The 14,388-nt window shown below is 34.4% G+C and carries 13 protein-coding genes and 1 pseudogene; 11 read left to right on the forward strand and 3 right to left on the reverse strand.

Features of this window, described 5'->3' with window-relative positions; translation table 11 throughout:
- Positions 1-19: 19 nt before the first annotated feature.
- Both F893_RS01250 and F893_RS01255 read left to right on the forward strand, forming a co-directional pair.
- Complete coding sequence (locus tag F893_RS01250) at positions 20-1,111, forward strand: TniQ family protein (protein WP_004756433.1); 1,092 nt, start codon at positions 20-22, stop codon at positions 1,109-1,111.
- Positions 1,112-1,129: 18 nt separating this feature from the next.
- A complete protein-coding gene (locus F893_RS01255; RefSeq protein ID WP_004756430.1) occupies positions 1,130-2,560 on the forward strand; it encodes a hypothetical protein in 1,431 nt (476 codons plus the stop codon).
- Between the two features lie 203 nt (positions 2,561-2,763).
- Here F893_RS01255 and F893_RS01260 read toward each other — a convergent pair whose 3' ends face one another.
- The 3 genes from F893_RS01260 to F893_RS01270 form a co-directional block, all read right to left on the reverse strand.
- Positions 2,764-3,456, reverse strand: coding sequence for an SDR family oxidoreductase (locus F893_RS01260; protein WP_004756429.1), 693 nt, complete (start codon positions 3,454-3,456; stop codon positions 2,764-2,766).
- 66 nt (positions 3,457-3,522) lie between these two features.
- Positions 3,523-5,412 carry an FAD/NAD(P)-binding protein gene (locus F893_RS01265; protein ID WP_005249660.1) on the reverse strand — a complete coding sequence of 630 codons (1,890 nt, stop codon included), beginning with the start codon at positions 5,410-5,412 and terminating at the stop codon, positions 3,523-3,525.
- 131 nt (positions 5,413-5,543) lie between these two features.
- On the reverse strand, positions 5,544-6,158 hold the full coding sequence (locus F893_RS01270; RefSeq protein WP_227540289.1) for a glutathione S-transferase N-terminal domain-containing protein: 615 nt from the start codon (positions 6,156-6,158) through the stop codon (positions 5,544-5,546).
- A gap of 307 nt (positions 6,159-6,465) precedes the next feature.
- On the opposite strand from F893_RS01270, the pseudogene F893_RS01275 reads away from it, so the two are divergent.
- The 9 genes and pseudogenes from F893_RS01275 to F893_RS01315 all read left to right on the forward strand — a co-directional run bounded on the left by F893_RS01275 (position 6,466) and on the right by F893_RS01315 (position 14,358).
- A pseudogene (locus F893_RS01275) lies at positions 6,466-7,956 on the forward strand (aminotransferase class V-fold PLP-dependent enzyme).
- Between the two features lie 40 nt (positions 7,957-7,996).
- Positions 7,997-8,227: a sulfurtransferase TusA family protein gene (locus F893_RS01280; protein WP_004756412.1), complete on the forward strand. Its 231-nt coding sequence runs from the start codon at positions 7,997-7,999 to the stop codon at positions 8,225-8,227.
- Positions 8,228-8,258: 31 nt separating this feature from the next.
- Positions 8,259-9,785, forward strand: a complete 1,527-nt coding sequence (locus tag F893_RS01285; protein ID WP_004756411.1) for an NAD(P)-binding domain-containing protein — start codon at positions 8,259-8,261, stop codon at positions 9,783-9,785.
- Positions 9,775-11,085 (forward strand): hypothetical protein, encoded by a 1,311-nt coding sequence (locus tag F893_RS01290; RefSeq protein ID WP_004756409.1) that lies wholly within the window; start codon positions 9,775-9,777, stop codon positions 11,083-11,085. The genes F893_RS01285 and F893_RS01290 overlap by 11 nt, the downstream gene beginning before the upstream one ends.
- Positions 11,082-11,432 (forward strand): DsrE family protein, encoded by a 351-nt coding sequence (locus F893_RS01295; protein ID WP_004756408.1) that lies wholly within the window; start codon positions 11,082-11,084, stop codon positions 11,430-11,432. Before F893_RS01290 ends, F893_RS01295 begins: the two co-directional genes overlap by 4 nt.
- On the forward strand, positions 11,429-11,773 hold the full coding sequence (locus tag F893_RS01300; RefSeq protein ID WP_004756406.1) for a DsrE family protein: 345 nt from the start codon (positions 11,429-11,431) through the stop codon (positions 11,771-11,773). The genes F893_RS01295 and F893_RS01300 overlap by 4 nt, the downstream gene beginning before the upstream one ends.
- Positions 11,770-12,009, forward strand: a complete 240-nt coding sequence (locus F893_RS01305) for a hypothetical protein (RefSeq protein WP_004756404.1) — start codon at positions 11,770-11,772, stop codon at positions 12,007-12,009. The genes F893_RS01300 and F893_RS01305 overlap by 4 nt, the downstream gene beginning before the upstream one ends.
- Positions 12,010-12,027: 18 nt before the next feature.
- On the forward strand, positions 12,028-13,263 hold the full coding sequence (locus F893_RS01310; protein ID WP_004756402.1) for an amino acid--tRNA ligase-related protein: 1,236 nt from the start codon (positions 12,028-12,030) through the stop codon (positions 13,261-13,263).
- Positions 13,264-13,296: 33 nt separating this feature from the next.
- Positions 13,297-14,358, forward strand: a complete 1,062-nt coding sequence (locus tag F893_RS01315; RefSeq protein ID WP_004756400.1) for an NAD(P)H-dependent flavin oxidoreductase — start codon at positions 13,297-13,299, stop codon at positions 14,356-14,358.
- The last annotated feature ends 30 nt before the right edge of the window (positions 14,359-14,388 follow it).

A 14,388-nucleotide genomic window follows, 5' to 3' on the forward strand; every position in this document is an offset into this window, starting at 1 on the left:
GCTATGTGGAGGGCTGGGTATGATAGGTACAACAGAAGTCCATTCATGGTTTATCCCCACGACTTTACAGAAAGATGAGGCATTGTCTTCATGGTTGATACGTGCTGCACTTGATAGTGGTTGTGACCCATTAAGTCTAACTGGGGTACTCTGGCCCAAATGGCGAATTTGGTCAGTAGATGTAGATCGAGGTTTAAGCTCAGAGCATTTACGAACCTTGGCCACTACAACAAAAATTGATGAAAGCCAATTTGATTCTGCTACGCTTCGCAATTTCTTAATTAAATATAACTTGGATAATGGAACCCTTGATTCATGGTATCTGGTATTAGGTACAAGAAACCGTAAGCATCGAGGTGGCTGGCAATATTGTCCTAAGTGTTTGTCTGAGGATGGTGTTGCCTATTTCCGTTTACACTGGCGCTTTGCCTGGCATACAGGCTGTATTAAACATAATCAGCGTTTATATGATCAATGTCCGCATTGTCATAATGCCATTCAACCTAGACGACTTGAAGCCCCTGATCAGGTTATGACTTGCTGTTCAATATGTAAAAAAAACCTATTGGAAGTTAATGAATGCTTTATGAATTGTCATGCCCTGGCATTCCAAAAAGTCTTTGGTCAATTCTTGGAACAAGGCTATGCAACCTATCAAGACAAGTTGATTTCACTAAATGATTGGTTAACGGTGATTAAGTTATTTTTACAATTTATTAGAAAAGTTCTAGCTGGCTCAATAAATGGAAAAGGATGGGCTTTTCTTGAACAGCTCAAAATTCAGATGCCCCATTCTGAGTTTATCTCGAATGGATTGGTTGTTAGTCAACTTCCAGTTATCGAGAGAGAGCGGCTATTTTCCTGTATTTATCAATTACTCATCATTCCCCTAGAAAAATTTATTGAAACAGCACAATCTTTAAATATGAACAGATCTTCATTTTGGGATAAGAGAAACCAGTTGCCAGCCATATTAAGACCTATTGAAGAACAGTTAGGCTCAGTTTATCGGAACTACCCTCCAAAGAGAGCATTGGTTGATACCCTAAAACCTAAAAGTAAGGAAGCTGTAATACGAAAGTTTTTGAGATTAAAAAGAAAATTAGGATAACGCTCGGAGGGAAACGCCATGCCTCAGTGTGATGAATGTGGTGATGCGGTTGAAAAGATACACCGATGCTATAAACAGCGTAACTATTGCCATAAATGCTATGTACGAGTTTTTAAAAAACGGGATTGCCCATCATGTGGTAAAAGCTCAAGATTGCACAAAACTGATCAATTGGCTGTTTGCCAAAAATGTGAAACTAATCGCCCGTGTATTCTATGTCAACGTATAGAATATCCATTAGGAAAAATAACGGCACAAGGACCTGTTTGTAATAGCTGTTCAGTTTATTTTAGAGAGTTTCAAGCTTGTGAGCGATGTGGCGTGGCATCACAACGTTTGTCTCGTATCAGCCGTTTTGAGGATAATTTAAGAGTTTGCCCAAAGTGTGCAACCCGTGATTACCAGACATGCCAAAGTTGTAGAAGATATAGGTCGGTTGAACAGGATGCTGTGTCAGGCAAAATGCTTTGTAAAAAATGTTTAAGCTGTCCACCACTTCAATGCTTAACCTGTCAGCAACAAATTCCTGCTGGATGTGGAAAATATTGTGAATCATGTTCATGGCGAAGAATATTGGGCAATAGGATTAAGGAACTAGTTAATACATTAGTGAATCCAAGTCTTAAAGGTTACTTTGAAGAATATATGAATTGGCTTGATCATGAGGTAGGACCACATAAGGCTGCATTGCTAATTCATAAACATATTCAGTTTTTTGAAAAGACCAATAATCTTTGGAGAGATCAGATCCCAGATTATGCGCCTTTATTACATCGACTAAGGACAAGTGGTTTACGCAAATATGAGCTGCCCATCCGGTGGTTGGTTGCAGTGCATTATCTGCATATAGATACACAATCTAAAGGTCACTGTTCTGAATTTGACCAACTGAGAAAACTGGCAAACTCATGTCCAGATTCATCACTTTCAGCCCAAATTCTTCAGAACTACTATCAGGTTTTAATAAATAAAATGGATTTAGGGAAAACAAGTATACGTTCTGCCCGTTTAGCCATGAAACCAGCATCTGCTTTAATGCTGTTGGTAAGTCAATCACGCTTAGATTTACCAACAATGTGGCACGTAAAATATTACTTATTTAAGTCCCCTGGACAAGCTTCCGCTATTGTTGGTTTTCTTAATTTTTTAAACAAGAATTATGATACGAACCTTGATACGTCATGGGTACTAGATGAAAAAATAACAGAGAAAAGTAATATGAAGAAACTGGAAAAACAACTGTTAGCCATTATGAAAGTCCCAGAGGAAAATTTTAATGCACTAGAGTGGATAAAGTTAGGATTGATGTATTTCCATAATTTGGATAAATCTATTTTTAATCATATGGATAGTATTAATTTTAGGGTGCTGGATGATGGCTTTGAAGTGAGGCTTGGTGATCAGCAATATTGGATACCAAATCCAAACTTATATTTTAATAATCTATGAAAAAATTTCTTAAATAGAAATTGAATTCATCTACATTGTTGATTTTATTGAAAATAAATATTTTTTATTTATATTCACTTATAATTTTGATTGAATATAGAAAATAGATCAAGCATATCATACTGAACATATATGCCAATACGATATATGTACTTGATTTAACTGTCTTAACGTTCAATAAATATAGCAGTTTCTTGGTATAATTAACGATAATTCACTCCATTATTTAAATCAAATACTTCACCACTTAAACAATTTGGTGCCTTATCAGCTAGCCACAAAGCTGTATTGGCAATCTCTTGTACTTGGCAAAACTTGTGATTTAAGGTTGCTTCCTTTAAACGTTTTTGTCTCTCAAATGGGATCTTTTTCATTATTTCTGTTTCAACGGGACCTGGCGCAATACTAAAAGTTTGAATATTATGCTGAGCATGACTTCGAGCCATACTACGCATCCCATTAATCAATCCTGCTTTTGAAATGCCATACCAAATATCAGGGTGTCCAATTTGCCCTGCAATTGAGGCAATACTTATAATACGGCCTGATTGCTGTATTTTAAAAATATTTTCTGCAACATCAATGCTCAATTGTATTGTGTGAATCAAATTCACATTCATGATGTTATGCATTTCATTCCATGTATATGAGCTTGCCGTAAGCGTATTCATATAACCTGCATTATTAATTAGAACATCAAATGAACCAATTTGATGAATTACTTGTTCAAGCTGATCATAATAAAGCATATCTGCTTGCCAATGGCGTAAATTAGGATGTGAATATTGTGGTGCATGACGAGAAATATTATGTACGATATATCCTTGATTCAAAAATAGTTTAGCAATTTCTTGACCAATTCCTTGACTTGCACCAGTAATAACTACTTGTTTCATAATTTACCTATTTATCTAATGGAAGACACATATAAATCTCTCTTTAACTCAGCTGGTTACTTAGTATTAGAGAGTTTCGATTAGCTCTTGACTGTTCTTTACTTTTGAGGCGGCAACTACTTCATGGGTTTCTAATTGTTCAAAGAGTTCTAAGACACATTTACCTGCATCTCTAATTGCACGTGAGTTGACGCCTGGGCGAGGTAAGACATAAGTATAGAAGTTTGCTCCTTCAACTATATTTCCTAGGGCCCAAAGTGCCTTCACTTCATCACCATTTTTATTGATAGGATGATGATGATGACTTATTGCTATACCACTTGGATGATAATCACCATTAAAGAAAGGTTGGATTGTGCCATTCTTTAATAGGTTCGCAATGAATGGAGATTTATCTAATGCTGGATAGAAAGTATCTGTTCTTGCTTTTATTAGAATGTCAGCACTACTCGTATATGAGCCATCAGAAAATTCACTAATAATGTTAAAGCGACTTGTCTGGTAATTAAGTTCAACACGCCCTTTTGGACCACAAGCAAATTCAATAACTCCAGCATTTAGTAAAGCTAATAGTTGTTGGCTACGTATAACAGGAGGTCCAACAGCAATTCGATTCATAATAGGACAATATTGTTCAATAAATATTTTATGTGATGTTGGTGTTAATCCTGCATAATCAACAGCATAACGTAAACAATCCCGAATATCCCTAATAATATCTGTTGTTGCTTTAATAGCACCATCAATGTTCCCTTTTAAGGCATCTTCAATATCTGTTTGCAGATAGTTTATTGCGTATTCCTTGAATGCTTCATAGTTTTGCAAACTTGGTAATTTTCCAAAGAAAATTTGCTCAATCTTGGTAAAGTCATCAGATGTAGGCACATAAGCTTCTATATCGTACCATTTCTTATCTATAGTACATCGATATACATAACACATTTCTTTCAACAAAATTGGAAGCAATTCCTGCTCAAAATCAAGTTGCCCATTGCCTCTATTTTGTTGATTAGCTATACGTAATTTATCAATTGCATTGGTTGTAAAAAAACGAGCTTGATATTGTCCATGTGCACCTTTCTGATTTATTCCTCTACTTGCATATGGTAAGCCATAGCGAGAATACACTAGGATATGTGGTTCCTCACCAGAGGGAAGATATTTCAAGGTACCATCTGTATTTTTTATAAATTTTCCAGATCGACCTTCGGTTAGTTGAGAAATTAGGTCATATGTTGTGAGGCCTATACCTTCAATTGCAACGACAGCTTCTGAACTAATGTGATGTAACGAATAAGTATTTGTAATATTTCTAATAAAATCAGCTTTGTGGTTGGTTTTTGCAACCTCCTGAACAAATTTGAGGTACATCAAATCTTGTGGTGATGGTGTATTTTCTCCATGACCTGTTGTAATAAATACTTTATCAGCATGAAAAGTATACCCATTCGCCAATGTGATAATCTGCTGGCCATCATCCATTGAATCAATATTGTATGCAAGTTGTTGATGACGAATTATTTTAATATTTGGATGTAATTGATTGATTTGTTCACGATAAACCCAAGATAAATATTCACCTAACATACGACGTGGTAAATAAGCATTAGCATTGATTTCATTACAGATATGATTGCCTAAATAAAGAAATTTATTATTTAATTCTCGGTATCCATGCTGCCTTGCCCATTCAAGAATAGATAAACCTGGAATAATTGGTCCAGCATCTGTTACCGAATCATCGCTAAACATTGTTATTTGGCAGGCTATGGTATTTACCAAAAGATGATCTGATTGCTCTGAAGTATGAATACCTTGCCCATAAACACGAGGATCTATTAAGTGCAACTCAAACTTAAGATTCTGATCTGAAATTTTGTATATTGCATTAAGCAGTTCTAATATACTAAGACCTCTAGGCCCCATACCAATAATAGCAATTCTCACCTTGTTCATATATGTTCCTTGAATAAAATGGAGTTGATTAATTCACAAAAAATACTTAAAAATATTGTTCTATAAAATATTTTAGTAAGTTTAAATTAATTTCCTCCATTTCTTTGGTTAATAAACCTATAAACAAAAAATTATAGTATTGTGAACTCTGTTTCTTTCATGGATTTATATTGTTTAACTTTTTCAAACCATTCGTAAAGTTCGTGATATTTACTCCCCCAGTTAATATTTGGTAATCTGAAATTTAAATAGGAAAGTGCACATGCTAAACCGATTTCTGGGATATCAAATTTGATTTTATATTCACTGATTTGTTCTTCACAAGCCTGAAGCCCACGAAGAATGTGGGCAGTATGACGTTCAATAATCATTGAAGACTGATATTCAATAGGTCGTCTGCTTTCTATAACTAATTGTAAGGCACTATCAATTATTCCATCTGCTAGTGCTACACGTATTTGATCTTCCCATGTACTATTAGATAATGAGTAGATTGATTTTTTAATATCAGGTTGATAATTATTTAAATATTGACATATTATGATGCTGTCATAAATATTAAGTGACTGATCTTTCAAAACTGGAACTCGCCCAAGAGGGTTGTATTTTGTAACCAGATTTGACTCATAAACATTTGTTATTACTTCTGTAACTATAGCTTCTAAACCTTTTTCACGTAGTAGTACTCTTGCCTTGCGGGAATATGGAGATGTTGGTGATATTATAAGCCTCATAGGTACTACCATTTAAATTTTTGTTTAAAAGTACATAAAATAAATATTTATGCTTGCTTGTATATTTGATTTTGTTTGAATAAATATCAAAGAAAATCGTTTGATGTATTAAAACAGAAGTAAAATTAAAGATCATATAAAGACCTGTCAATTAAGTAATTTTTATAGGTCTATAATTTTTATTTATTTCCATATTTTTAATAGTGGTGTTAATAATTGTCACACTAATTTTTGCTGGATTTTTTTTGCAGTAATTATGTGTAATTTAAATTGCTTTTGTTGTGCCTAAAATATTTTATATTATGTGGTGAATAAATCTATGATAAATCTGGATCAAATTAGAAACCTTTTTATAGGATTGGAAACAAAATATCCAACAAGATTGGGAACGAACATTCGACAATGCTATTTGGATTCAACAGCATCAAGTTTGGCATTCCTACCTTCCGTAAATTTTATTAATGATTATCTAAAGTACTATGCAAATGTTCATAGTGATAGCCATAACTCTGCAAAAATATCGACTCAACTTTTTGAGTGGTCTGCTAATGAAATTCTGAAACTGGTTAATGCAGATCCTGAGATTTATACATGTATATTTTTGGGTAGTGGCGCAACAGCAGCAATTAATCGAGCATCTCAAATATTACGACAAATCAATCCAAAGCCTCGTGTGCTTGTTTCTTTGATGGAACATCACTCTAATGATTTACCACATAGACAACGAAGTGAGGTAACACATTTATCTTTACTTGATACACCAACTGGTCTTGGAGGAATCGATATTGAGAAACTTGAACAAGAATTAAAGACAAAAGATGTATCGTATGTAGCTGTTACTGGAGTGAGTAATGTTACAGGTATCATTAACCCAATTGAAAAAATAGCTAAATTAGCTCATAGCTATGATAGCTATATCATTATAGATGCAGCACAAATGGGACCGCATATGCCTATTGATTTAGCCATATGCAAGGCAGATGCGTTGGTTTTGGCTGGACATAAAATGTATGCGCCATCCTCACCAGGTGTTTTAATCATTAAAAAAGTTCTATTAGATTCATCCAAACCTATCGATTTAGGGGGAGGAATGGTTACTGATGTTTCATAAAGTGATTATGCCATTTCAAATATTTACCCTGACCGAGAATTAGCTGGGACACCTAATATTGTTGGTAGTATTATGCTTGGTGTTACAGCTAACACCCTACGAAGAGTGGGGATGCATAATGTTCAAGCAAAAGAACAATCTCTTACTCAATATTTGTTAAATAAATTAGCCGAGATTCCTCAAATTACAGTATATGGCAATTTAGATCCTCATAATCGTGTTGGGGTTATTTCTTTCAATATTAATAAATTACCACATAAACTCACAGCAATTATTCTCAATGATTACTTTGGTATTGCTGTCAGGAATCAATGCTTTTGTGCTCATCCATATGTACGTTCACTCATACGAGAAGAACTTTGGAGCATGGCTGATGACATAGATTTACCTGAAGAGCAAGTTGATGCTTATATTGATCGATATAAAGGTATGGTTCGCATTAGTCTTGGACTATACAACACTGTAGAAGATATAGATTGTGTTGTTTCCGCACTAATTGAAATCATATCTCATATTGATTATTACAAAGAACAATATATTGAAGATACAACTGGTGGATTTATTCATATATCTGAAAAAGAACTACCTTTGCCATTATCACAACCTGAAATTGTAATGGAAAAATATATCAGAGATCATTTAAAAAAATTAAATAAGGGCGAGGTTGAGTTTGTAAATTTAGTCATAAATGAATATTGATAATCATATTTTATTTAATTGATCACGATATGAGGATTTTATGGAAAATATGGATTTAGGGCGTATCAATCTGCAGGGGCTAAGATGTCCTATTCCAATATTAAGGATTAAGAGGATGCTTAAAAATAATTCTGATCTGAAAAATCTAGAAGTTATAACTGATCATTTAGACGTTGTCAAAGATATCTATTTATTTTGTCAGAAAAATGAATATGGATGTGTTGATCAAAGAATAAATGATACTGAATTTCTGATTGTTATAAAAATTTAGAGCAAAAGTTTAACCAATGGAAAGAGCTAAAATGGCTGACATGCAAAGACAAAAAGTTATATTAAATAAATTGGCTATAGTATTGAGTGTTAATCAAGGTGAAGGATGGCTTATTGTTGATCATCATCGTAAATGGGTAGATAAAAATAGCCTTATTTTGATTGAAGGCTATGATGAACTTACCATTGAGTCACTAACTGCATTAAATATCGAACAACGCATTATTAATCATATACCATCTAATATCAGAGACCAAAAACTTAGAACTCTCGATAAACGTGTTCTCTCCGAATCTGGTAAATTTTTTCCTATTATTGCATTGGGAACTCTTGGTAGTTTATCATTGACATTTAACTGCTCTAAACGTGGCTTAGATTCTTTAGAAGTACAAACGAAAAAGCTTCCAATAGAAAATTCATATGATTTGGTTATTGTTGGTGCTGGGCCTAGTGGAGCCTCTTTAGCAGCACATGCTGAACATGCTGGTTTAAATTACTTGTGGCTTGGCGAACCATTCAGCTTTTGGCTATATCATATTTTGCCAAATGATCTCCGCTCTCCTGCTGCTGCATCAGGTATCAATACACCTATAAATGACATGGACTTTATAAGCTTTGCTCAGTGTATTGGTGTTCCAATTGATCAACCTGTTTCGATGCCTCTAGCTTTAGCGTATTTCAATTACTTCGTCACAAAACAAAATCTAACTCCATTACCATTTACTGCTGAAAAAGTAGACTATCAGGACAATAGCTACAATGTACAACTACGAATGGCGGATCAATACCAAACTGTAAAATGTCGTAATTTGGTTTGGTGTGCTGGTCTTAAAGGAATGGAGAATATTCCAAAAATTTTACGTCAAATTCCTAGTAAAAATTTCACACATTCAAGTGATACAAATATTCCGAACACCTTATCCAAAGATTATAAAATTGCAGTAATAGGCGCAGGTCAAAGTGCTGCTGAACATGCAATACTAGCTATTGATAGTGGGGCACAAGTAAAATTATTAATTCGTGATAGCAATCTCATCTTTCGTAATTTACATTCACCAGGAAATCATCTCTACAAATGGTGTTCTAAGAATGCTGATAGTTTTGTTTATCGTCTACCTTCATTTATACAAAAGCGGTTCTTATCCTATTTATTAAAAGGAACTACTGAGCCAAAAATGAAGTTGATTAATCAATGGGATAAGCTAAAAATAATTCCAAAATTCGATTTAATACAAGCCAATGTTTTATCCGATGGAAAATTAGAACTTAAAGCACGTAGTGGGCAATGTGAGTATGTAGACCACTTAATTCTTGGCACTGGTTATAAATATGAGATCAATAAAATAAAGCCCTTAAGTGATTTACAACATCAAATAAAGAGTTCAGATGGTTTTCCGTTACTAGATGAAAATTGTATGTCTAGTGTACCTGGGCTGTTCTTCGGTGGCTATGCCGCTATGAAAAGAATAGGTCCCAAGTGCCAATTTATTGCAGGTTCCGCACTTACTAGTAAAGCACTAATGTATGGTATCTCTCAGCGATTAAAACATGATAATTAATTTACGTTCTGGATTATGGCTATTATTAGCATTGCTGCGAATTTTTGCTCCTGAGCAAGCTCTTCTAGCAGTTTTTATATTATTAACTATTCTATTTACACAACACTGGTCATGGATAAAACTGCGTAGTGGAAAGATAGCACTATTCATATTAATACTTGCAGTCATTTTACCTAATCACTGGACAACGGTATGGCATAAACTCATGCCATATGTAGATGTCATAATTATGTTGGTATCACTGAATCTCCTGAGAAGTGCAATTGCTAATAGTGCGATAAGTCAGATACTCTCACAGTGGCTGACTCAACATCGTCGCCCTTGGATAACACTTGGTGTATCAGTTGGTATATCACCTATATTTAACATGGGTACTATACCAATCTTGTTGGCAGGTTTAAGTAAGAAAGAACTGACAAACAATAGAGAAATACCCAATATTGTTGCTCGCGGAGTTGCTACAGCTAACCTTTTAGCTCCTACTTCTGCGCCTGTACTATTAACATTAAGCATGTTTCCAGCGATTAGTTGGTTCAGTGTAATGTCTATAAGTCTATTTGCCATCGTTATTATGATTGCACTAATTGGATTAAATGCTTATAGATCAAATCATTTGTTCAGTAATAATATAAACATCATTAAAGAAATTACTCCACCTGACATTTCAATCACAAACATAAATAGGTGGAAGAGTCTATTACCTGTTATTATTTTTCTCGGTACATTATTAACATTGAGTATTATTCTGCATAAACCATATTCTCAATCAATATTTATCGCATGTTTTATCACTTGGTTTTCTAGCAGTATCATTAATAACCACTCAGATTTATTTCAATTAATCAATATAGCTCAGACAAAGCTCCTACCTGAACTCATATTATTCATTGCCTGTGGCATATTAGCAATACGTCTTTATGATATCTTTGAAGGTATACAAATAGGCATTTTTTCACAAATACCAGTGTATTTAACTAGCTTTCTAATTTGTATTTTATTACTAATTGTTATGCCCTTGGTATGTCGAATAGGGCTACATCCCATCATTCCTTTCTGTATCGTTGCACCTTTAATTAGTCCGTTAACGAATGAAATCAGCCTTCCCATAATTATAACCCTTTGGCTGTGTTATTGGGTGCAATCACTCATTATTTCCCCAAGTTCAGTCATCAACTTAACTGTGAATGCAACTCTTGGAGATAACTCTTGGTACAAACCAGATTTGAGGTTCCTTTTTATCAGTAGTAGTTTTTTAACCTTACTATTTGTAGTTTTAATTGAAATGAGGATCATGTATTGAAAAATATTTTCTTTGTACTCGCTTGTGGGCCTAGGGAAAGTCGCACATTAGCCGCATTAGAAATGGCTAAGGTCTTTTTGGATAAAGGGCTTCAGGTCAACATCTTTTTAATTGGTAATGGGATCTACAATGCTATTCAGACACAAAGCATAAAGAACCATATTATTCGCTTAAGAAAACTAATTGCTCAAGGTGCAACAGTATCTACTTGCGTCAACATGGCTAAATTTTCTGGATTAGATGAGAGCAATGTTCAGGAAGGAATCCAAATAGAAAATATGATGACGTTTGCAGAGCAATACAATATGGCAGATCGCATCATCTTCTTTGGAGGAGACTCCAAATGAATGTATCCGCTTTATTTGTTCTTAGTCAAAGTCCAGCTATGTCTGATATAAACATGCAAGTTGCTCGAATGGCACTTTCTATTAGTAGTGATACCGATGTGAGTTTTGCATTTTGGCATGATGCTGTCTATCTTCTACATCATGATCATAGTAGTCCGTTTTATAATTTTTCTAATCAATACAAGTTTTTAGTAGAAAGTGATGTTCCTTTGGTTGTGCGAAAATCCGATTTGGATCAAAGGGGGCTTGAGGAATATGGAACAAAATTTCCAGTGCAATTTCTAACGAATGAGCAATTTTCAGCATATATCAATCGATATGATAAGGCATTTTTCTTATGAGCCGTTTAGTTATTTTGACAAGCTTAAATGCTATTGAAAAGTATCAAGAAATTAGAATTAAGAACGATGTAGTTTTATTGGTTGCAGAATCCATATTTAGCCGTAGTTTCACGAACCAGCCACATTTTATATGGTCAACAGAACCTTTGAAGCATATATCTCCATATGCGGAATGTATTAGTAATGATTTTTTAACTGAATTATTCAATAAACATGAAGTGATTTTAACCATCTAATAGTATCAGGAGTATCACATGCAAAATCTAAGAAATACACAACAACAATTGGTCGCGGCAGGTTGGATTGAACAAATTCAATTATTGGAAAAAGGGATTTTTAATGTCTCGATTCGACAAAATAACCAAATACATAATTGGCGTGTAGATGATAAAGATCATTTTTTAGAAAACTTGCCATTACAATCAATAGTACAATTAAATGGTGATATTTCAGAAAAAGATCCTTTATGTACTTTAAATGTATTGCATACAGCAGAGCCATTACCTATCGATATTAATCAATATAACTACAAAGACCTTGAACATCGACACTTAGGCATACGTAATAATTTCTTTCGAGCTACAGCAGAGTTTCGCCATCTTGTTAGAAAATATGCTTTTGAATTTTTGGATGATCAAAATTGTATGTTGGTTCAAACCCCAATTTTAACAAATGCATCTTGTGTTTGTAGTGGTGATGTATTTACGTTTCCTTATTACGGAAAACAGGTTGCGACTCTTATCCAAAGTCCATGGATGTATGCTGATGCGCTAGTTAGTGGGGTAGAAAGAGTCTATGCATTAAATCCCTCTTTTCGACGAGAAACTGATGCAACAGGTATACATCTGGTTGAAATTTGGCAATTGCAAGTAGATTTGGCATGGGCTAGTAATGATGAAATTATGCAAATGGAACAGGACTTAATCCACTTTATCGCAGAAAAACTCAAAAAGCATACCGATTTATATGCAAAAGCTCAGTTAGGGACAGAACATTTGGATCAGTTACTGAAACCATTTGCACGTATTACGTATGATGAGTCTGTAACTTTACTTAACGAATTAGGATACTTATTTGATTATGGAAATGATTATACAGAAGAGCATAACAATGCAATTGGTAAACATGTAAAAGTACCATATTTTATAACTGATTTTCCAATGAGTCTAAAAAACTTTTGGTTCGCTCATAGTACAGATAACTATGATTTAAGCCCATCGAATGATCTCTTTTCTCATATGGGACAAGGTGAGATAGTTGGTGGTGGTACACGAGTTTCTGACTATGAAGAACTCAAAGCAAATCTAGAATATTTTGGCCATGACTTGGATGAATTCGCTTGGTTTGTTGATATACGTCGTCACGGTTGTGTACCTCATTCAGGTTTTTCAATTGGTTTTGATAGGCTTGTTGCAACCTTTATGGGAGTAAATGATATACGCCAAGCAACTTTATTCCCTCGTATACCTCAAGGTTTATTAAAACCCTAAGTAATCAGAATTAAATGTTATAGGAGTTAGATAATGATTTTATCAGGACATGCAAAAATGATTACTGAGAGATTCCAATTTAAGTATCCAATTATTCAGGCTCCCATGGCAGGAATAACAACTGCGGAAATGGTTGCTCAAGCATGTGAAATTGGGATTTTAGGATCATTAGGTGCGGGGATGCTTGAACCCTCTGCGATTAAATCTACCGTTGAAAAGATACGTCAGCTTACGAATAAACCTTTTAATATTAATTTATTCATCATCAATGATCATCCTAAACATGATTGGGATAAGTTGGATATCGAGAAGTTACAGAAATTACATACCTCTCTAAATTTACCACCATTAGAGCTACCTACTAAATTTGCTCCAAAATTTAGTGAACAGTTTGATGTCCTTTTGCAATTACGGCCAGAGATCGCAAGCTTTACATTTGGTATTCTTAATAAACAACAAATTACAAATTTGCATGAGCAAGGATGTTTTGTCATTGGCACAGCAACTACTGTACAAGAAGCCCTAGCATGGGAGGCTATAGGAGCTGATGCAATTTGTTTACAAGGCGTTGAAGCTGGCGGCCATCGAGGTATGTTTTTAAAATCCGAAGATAGAGGAATGGCTTTATTGCCTCTGCTTATAGAAACAAAAGCTAAAGTAAAATTACCATTAATCGCTGCTGGTGGGATTATGACTGGACAAACTATAGCAGCACTGCAATCTATTGGTGCTGATATGGTTCAGTTAGGCACAGCATTTTTATTTTGTGATGAAGCTAATTTATCGCCAGCATATCGTAATAAATTACTAAGCTCATCTGGTCATGATACCAAACTGACTCAAACATTCTCAGGTAAACTTGCTAGAGGGATTGAGAATCAATTTATGAGAGAGTTGGCAAATAATGAGACAGTACCAATTTATCCTATTCAGAATGCATTATCTGGGCCTATACGTAAATGGGCAAAAGAACAAAATAATGCGGAATTTATGTCGCTTTGGGCAGGGCAAGGTGTAGGTATGGGACGTCCTCTCTCAATGCAAAAATTAGTCAGTACACTTGTAGATGAATGGTACAAAAGTAAATCTATTTAATTTTATATTTCTTTAATAATAAGGAAGAAC

Source organism: Acinetobacter sp. CIP 102136 (assembly GCF_000369685.1).
GTDB classification, from domain to species: Bacteria; Pseudomonadota; Gammaproteobacteria; order Pseudomonadales; family Moraxellaceae; genus Acinetobacter; species Acinetobacter fasciculus.

Excerpts from the sequence above, each read along its gene's own strand:
- F893_RS01250 (WP_004756433.1), top strand. The coding sequence starts at position 20 with ATGATAGGTACAACAGAAGTCCATTCATGGTTTATCCCCACGACTTTA.
- F893_RS01255 (WP_004756430.1), top strand. The coding sequence starts at position 1,130 with ATGCCTCAGTGTGATGAATGTGGTGATGCGGTTGAAAAGATACACCGA.
- F893_RS01260 (WP_004756429.1), bottom strand. The coding sequence starts at position 3,456 with ATGAAACAAGTAGTTATTACTGGTGCAAGTCAAGGAATTGGTCAAGAA.
- F893_RS01265 (WP_005249660.1), bottom strand. The coding sequence starts at position 5,412 with ATGAACAAGGTGAGAATTGCTATTATTGGTATGGGGCCTAGAGGTCTT.
- F893_RS01270 (WP_227540289.1), bottom strand. The coding sequence starts at position 6,158 with ATGGTAGTACCTATGAGGCTTATAATATCACCAACATCTCCATATTCC.
- F893_RS01280 (WP_004756412.1), top strand. The coding sequence starts at position 7,997 with ATGGAAAATATGGATTTAGGGCGTATCAATCTGCAGGGGCTAAGATGT.
- F893_RS01285 (WP_004756411.1), top strand. The coding sequence starts at position 8,259 with ATGGCTGACATGCAAAGACAAAAAGTTATATTAAATAAATTGGCTATA.
- F893_RS01290 (WP_004756409.1), top strand. The coding sequence starts at position 9,775 with ATGATAATTAATTTACGTTCTGGATTATGGCTATTATTAGCATTGCTG.
- F893_RS01300 (WP_004756406.1), top strand. The coding sequence starts at position 11,429 with ATGAATGTATCCGCTTTATTTGTTCTTAGTCAAAGTCCAGCTATGTCT.
- F893_RS01305 (WP_004756404.1), top strand. The coding sequence starts at position 11,770 with ATGAGCCGTTTAGTTATTTTGACAAGCTTAAATGCTATTGAAAAGTAT.
- F893_RS01310 (WP_004756402.1), top strand. The coding sequence starts at position 12,028 with ATGCAAAATCTAAGAAATACACAACAACAATTGGTCGCGGCAGGTTGG.
- F893_RS01315 (WP_004756400.1), top strand. The coding sequence starts at position 13,297 with ATGATTTTATCAGGACATGCAAAAATGATTACTGAGAGATTCCAATTT.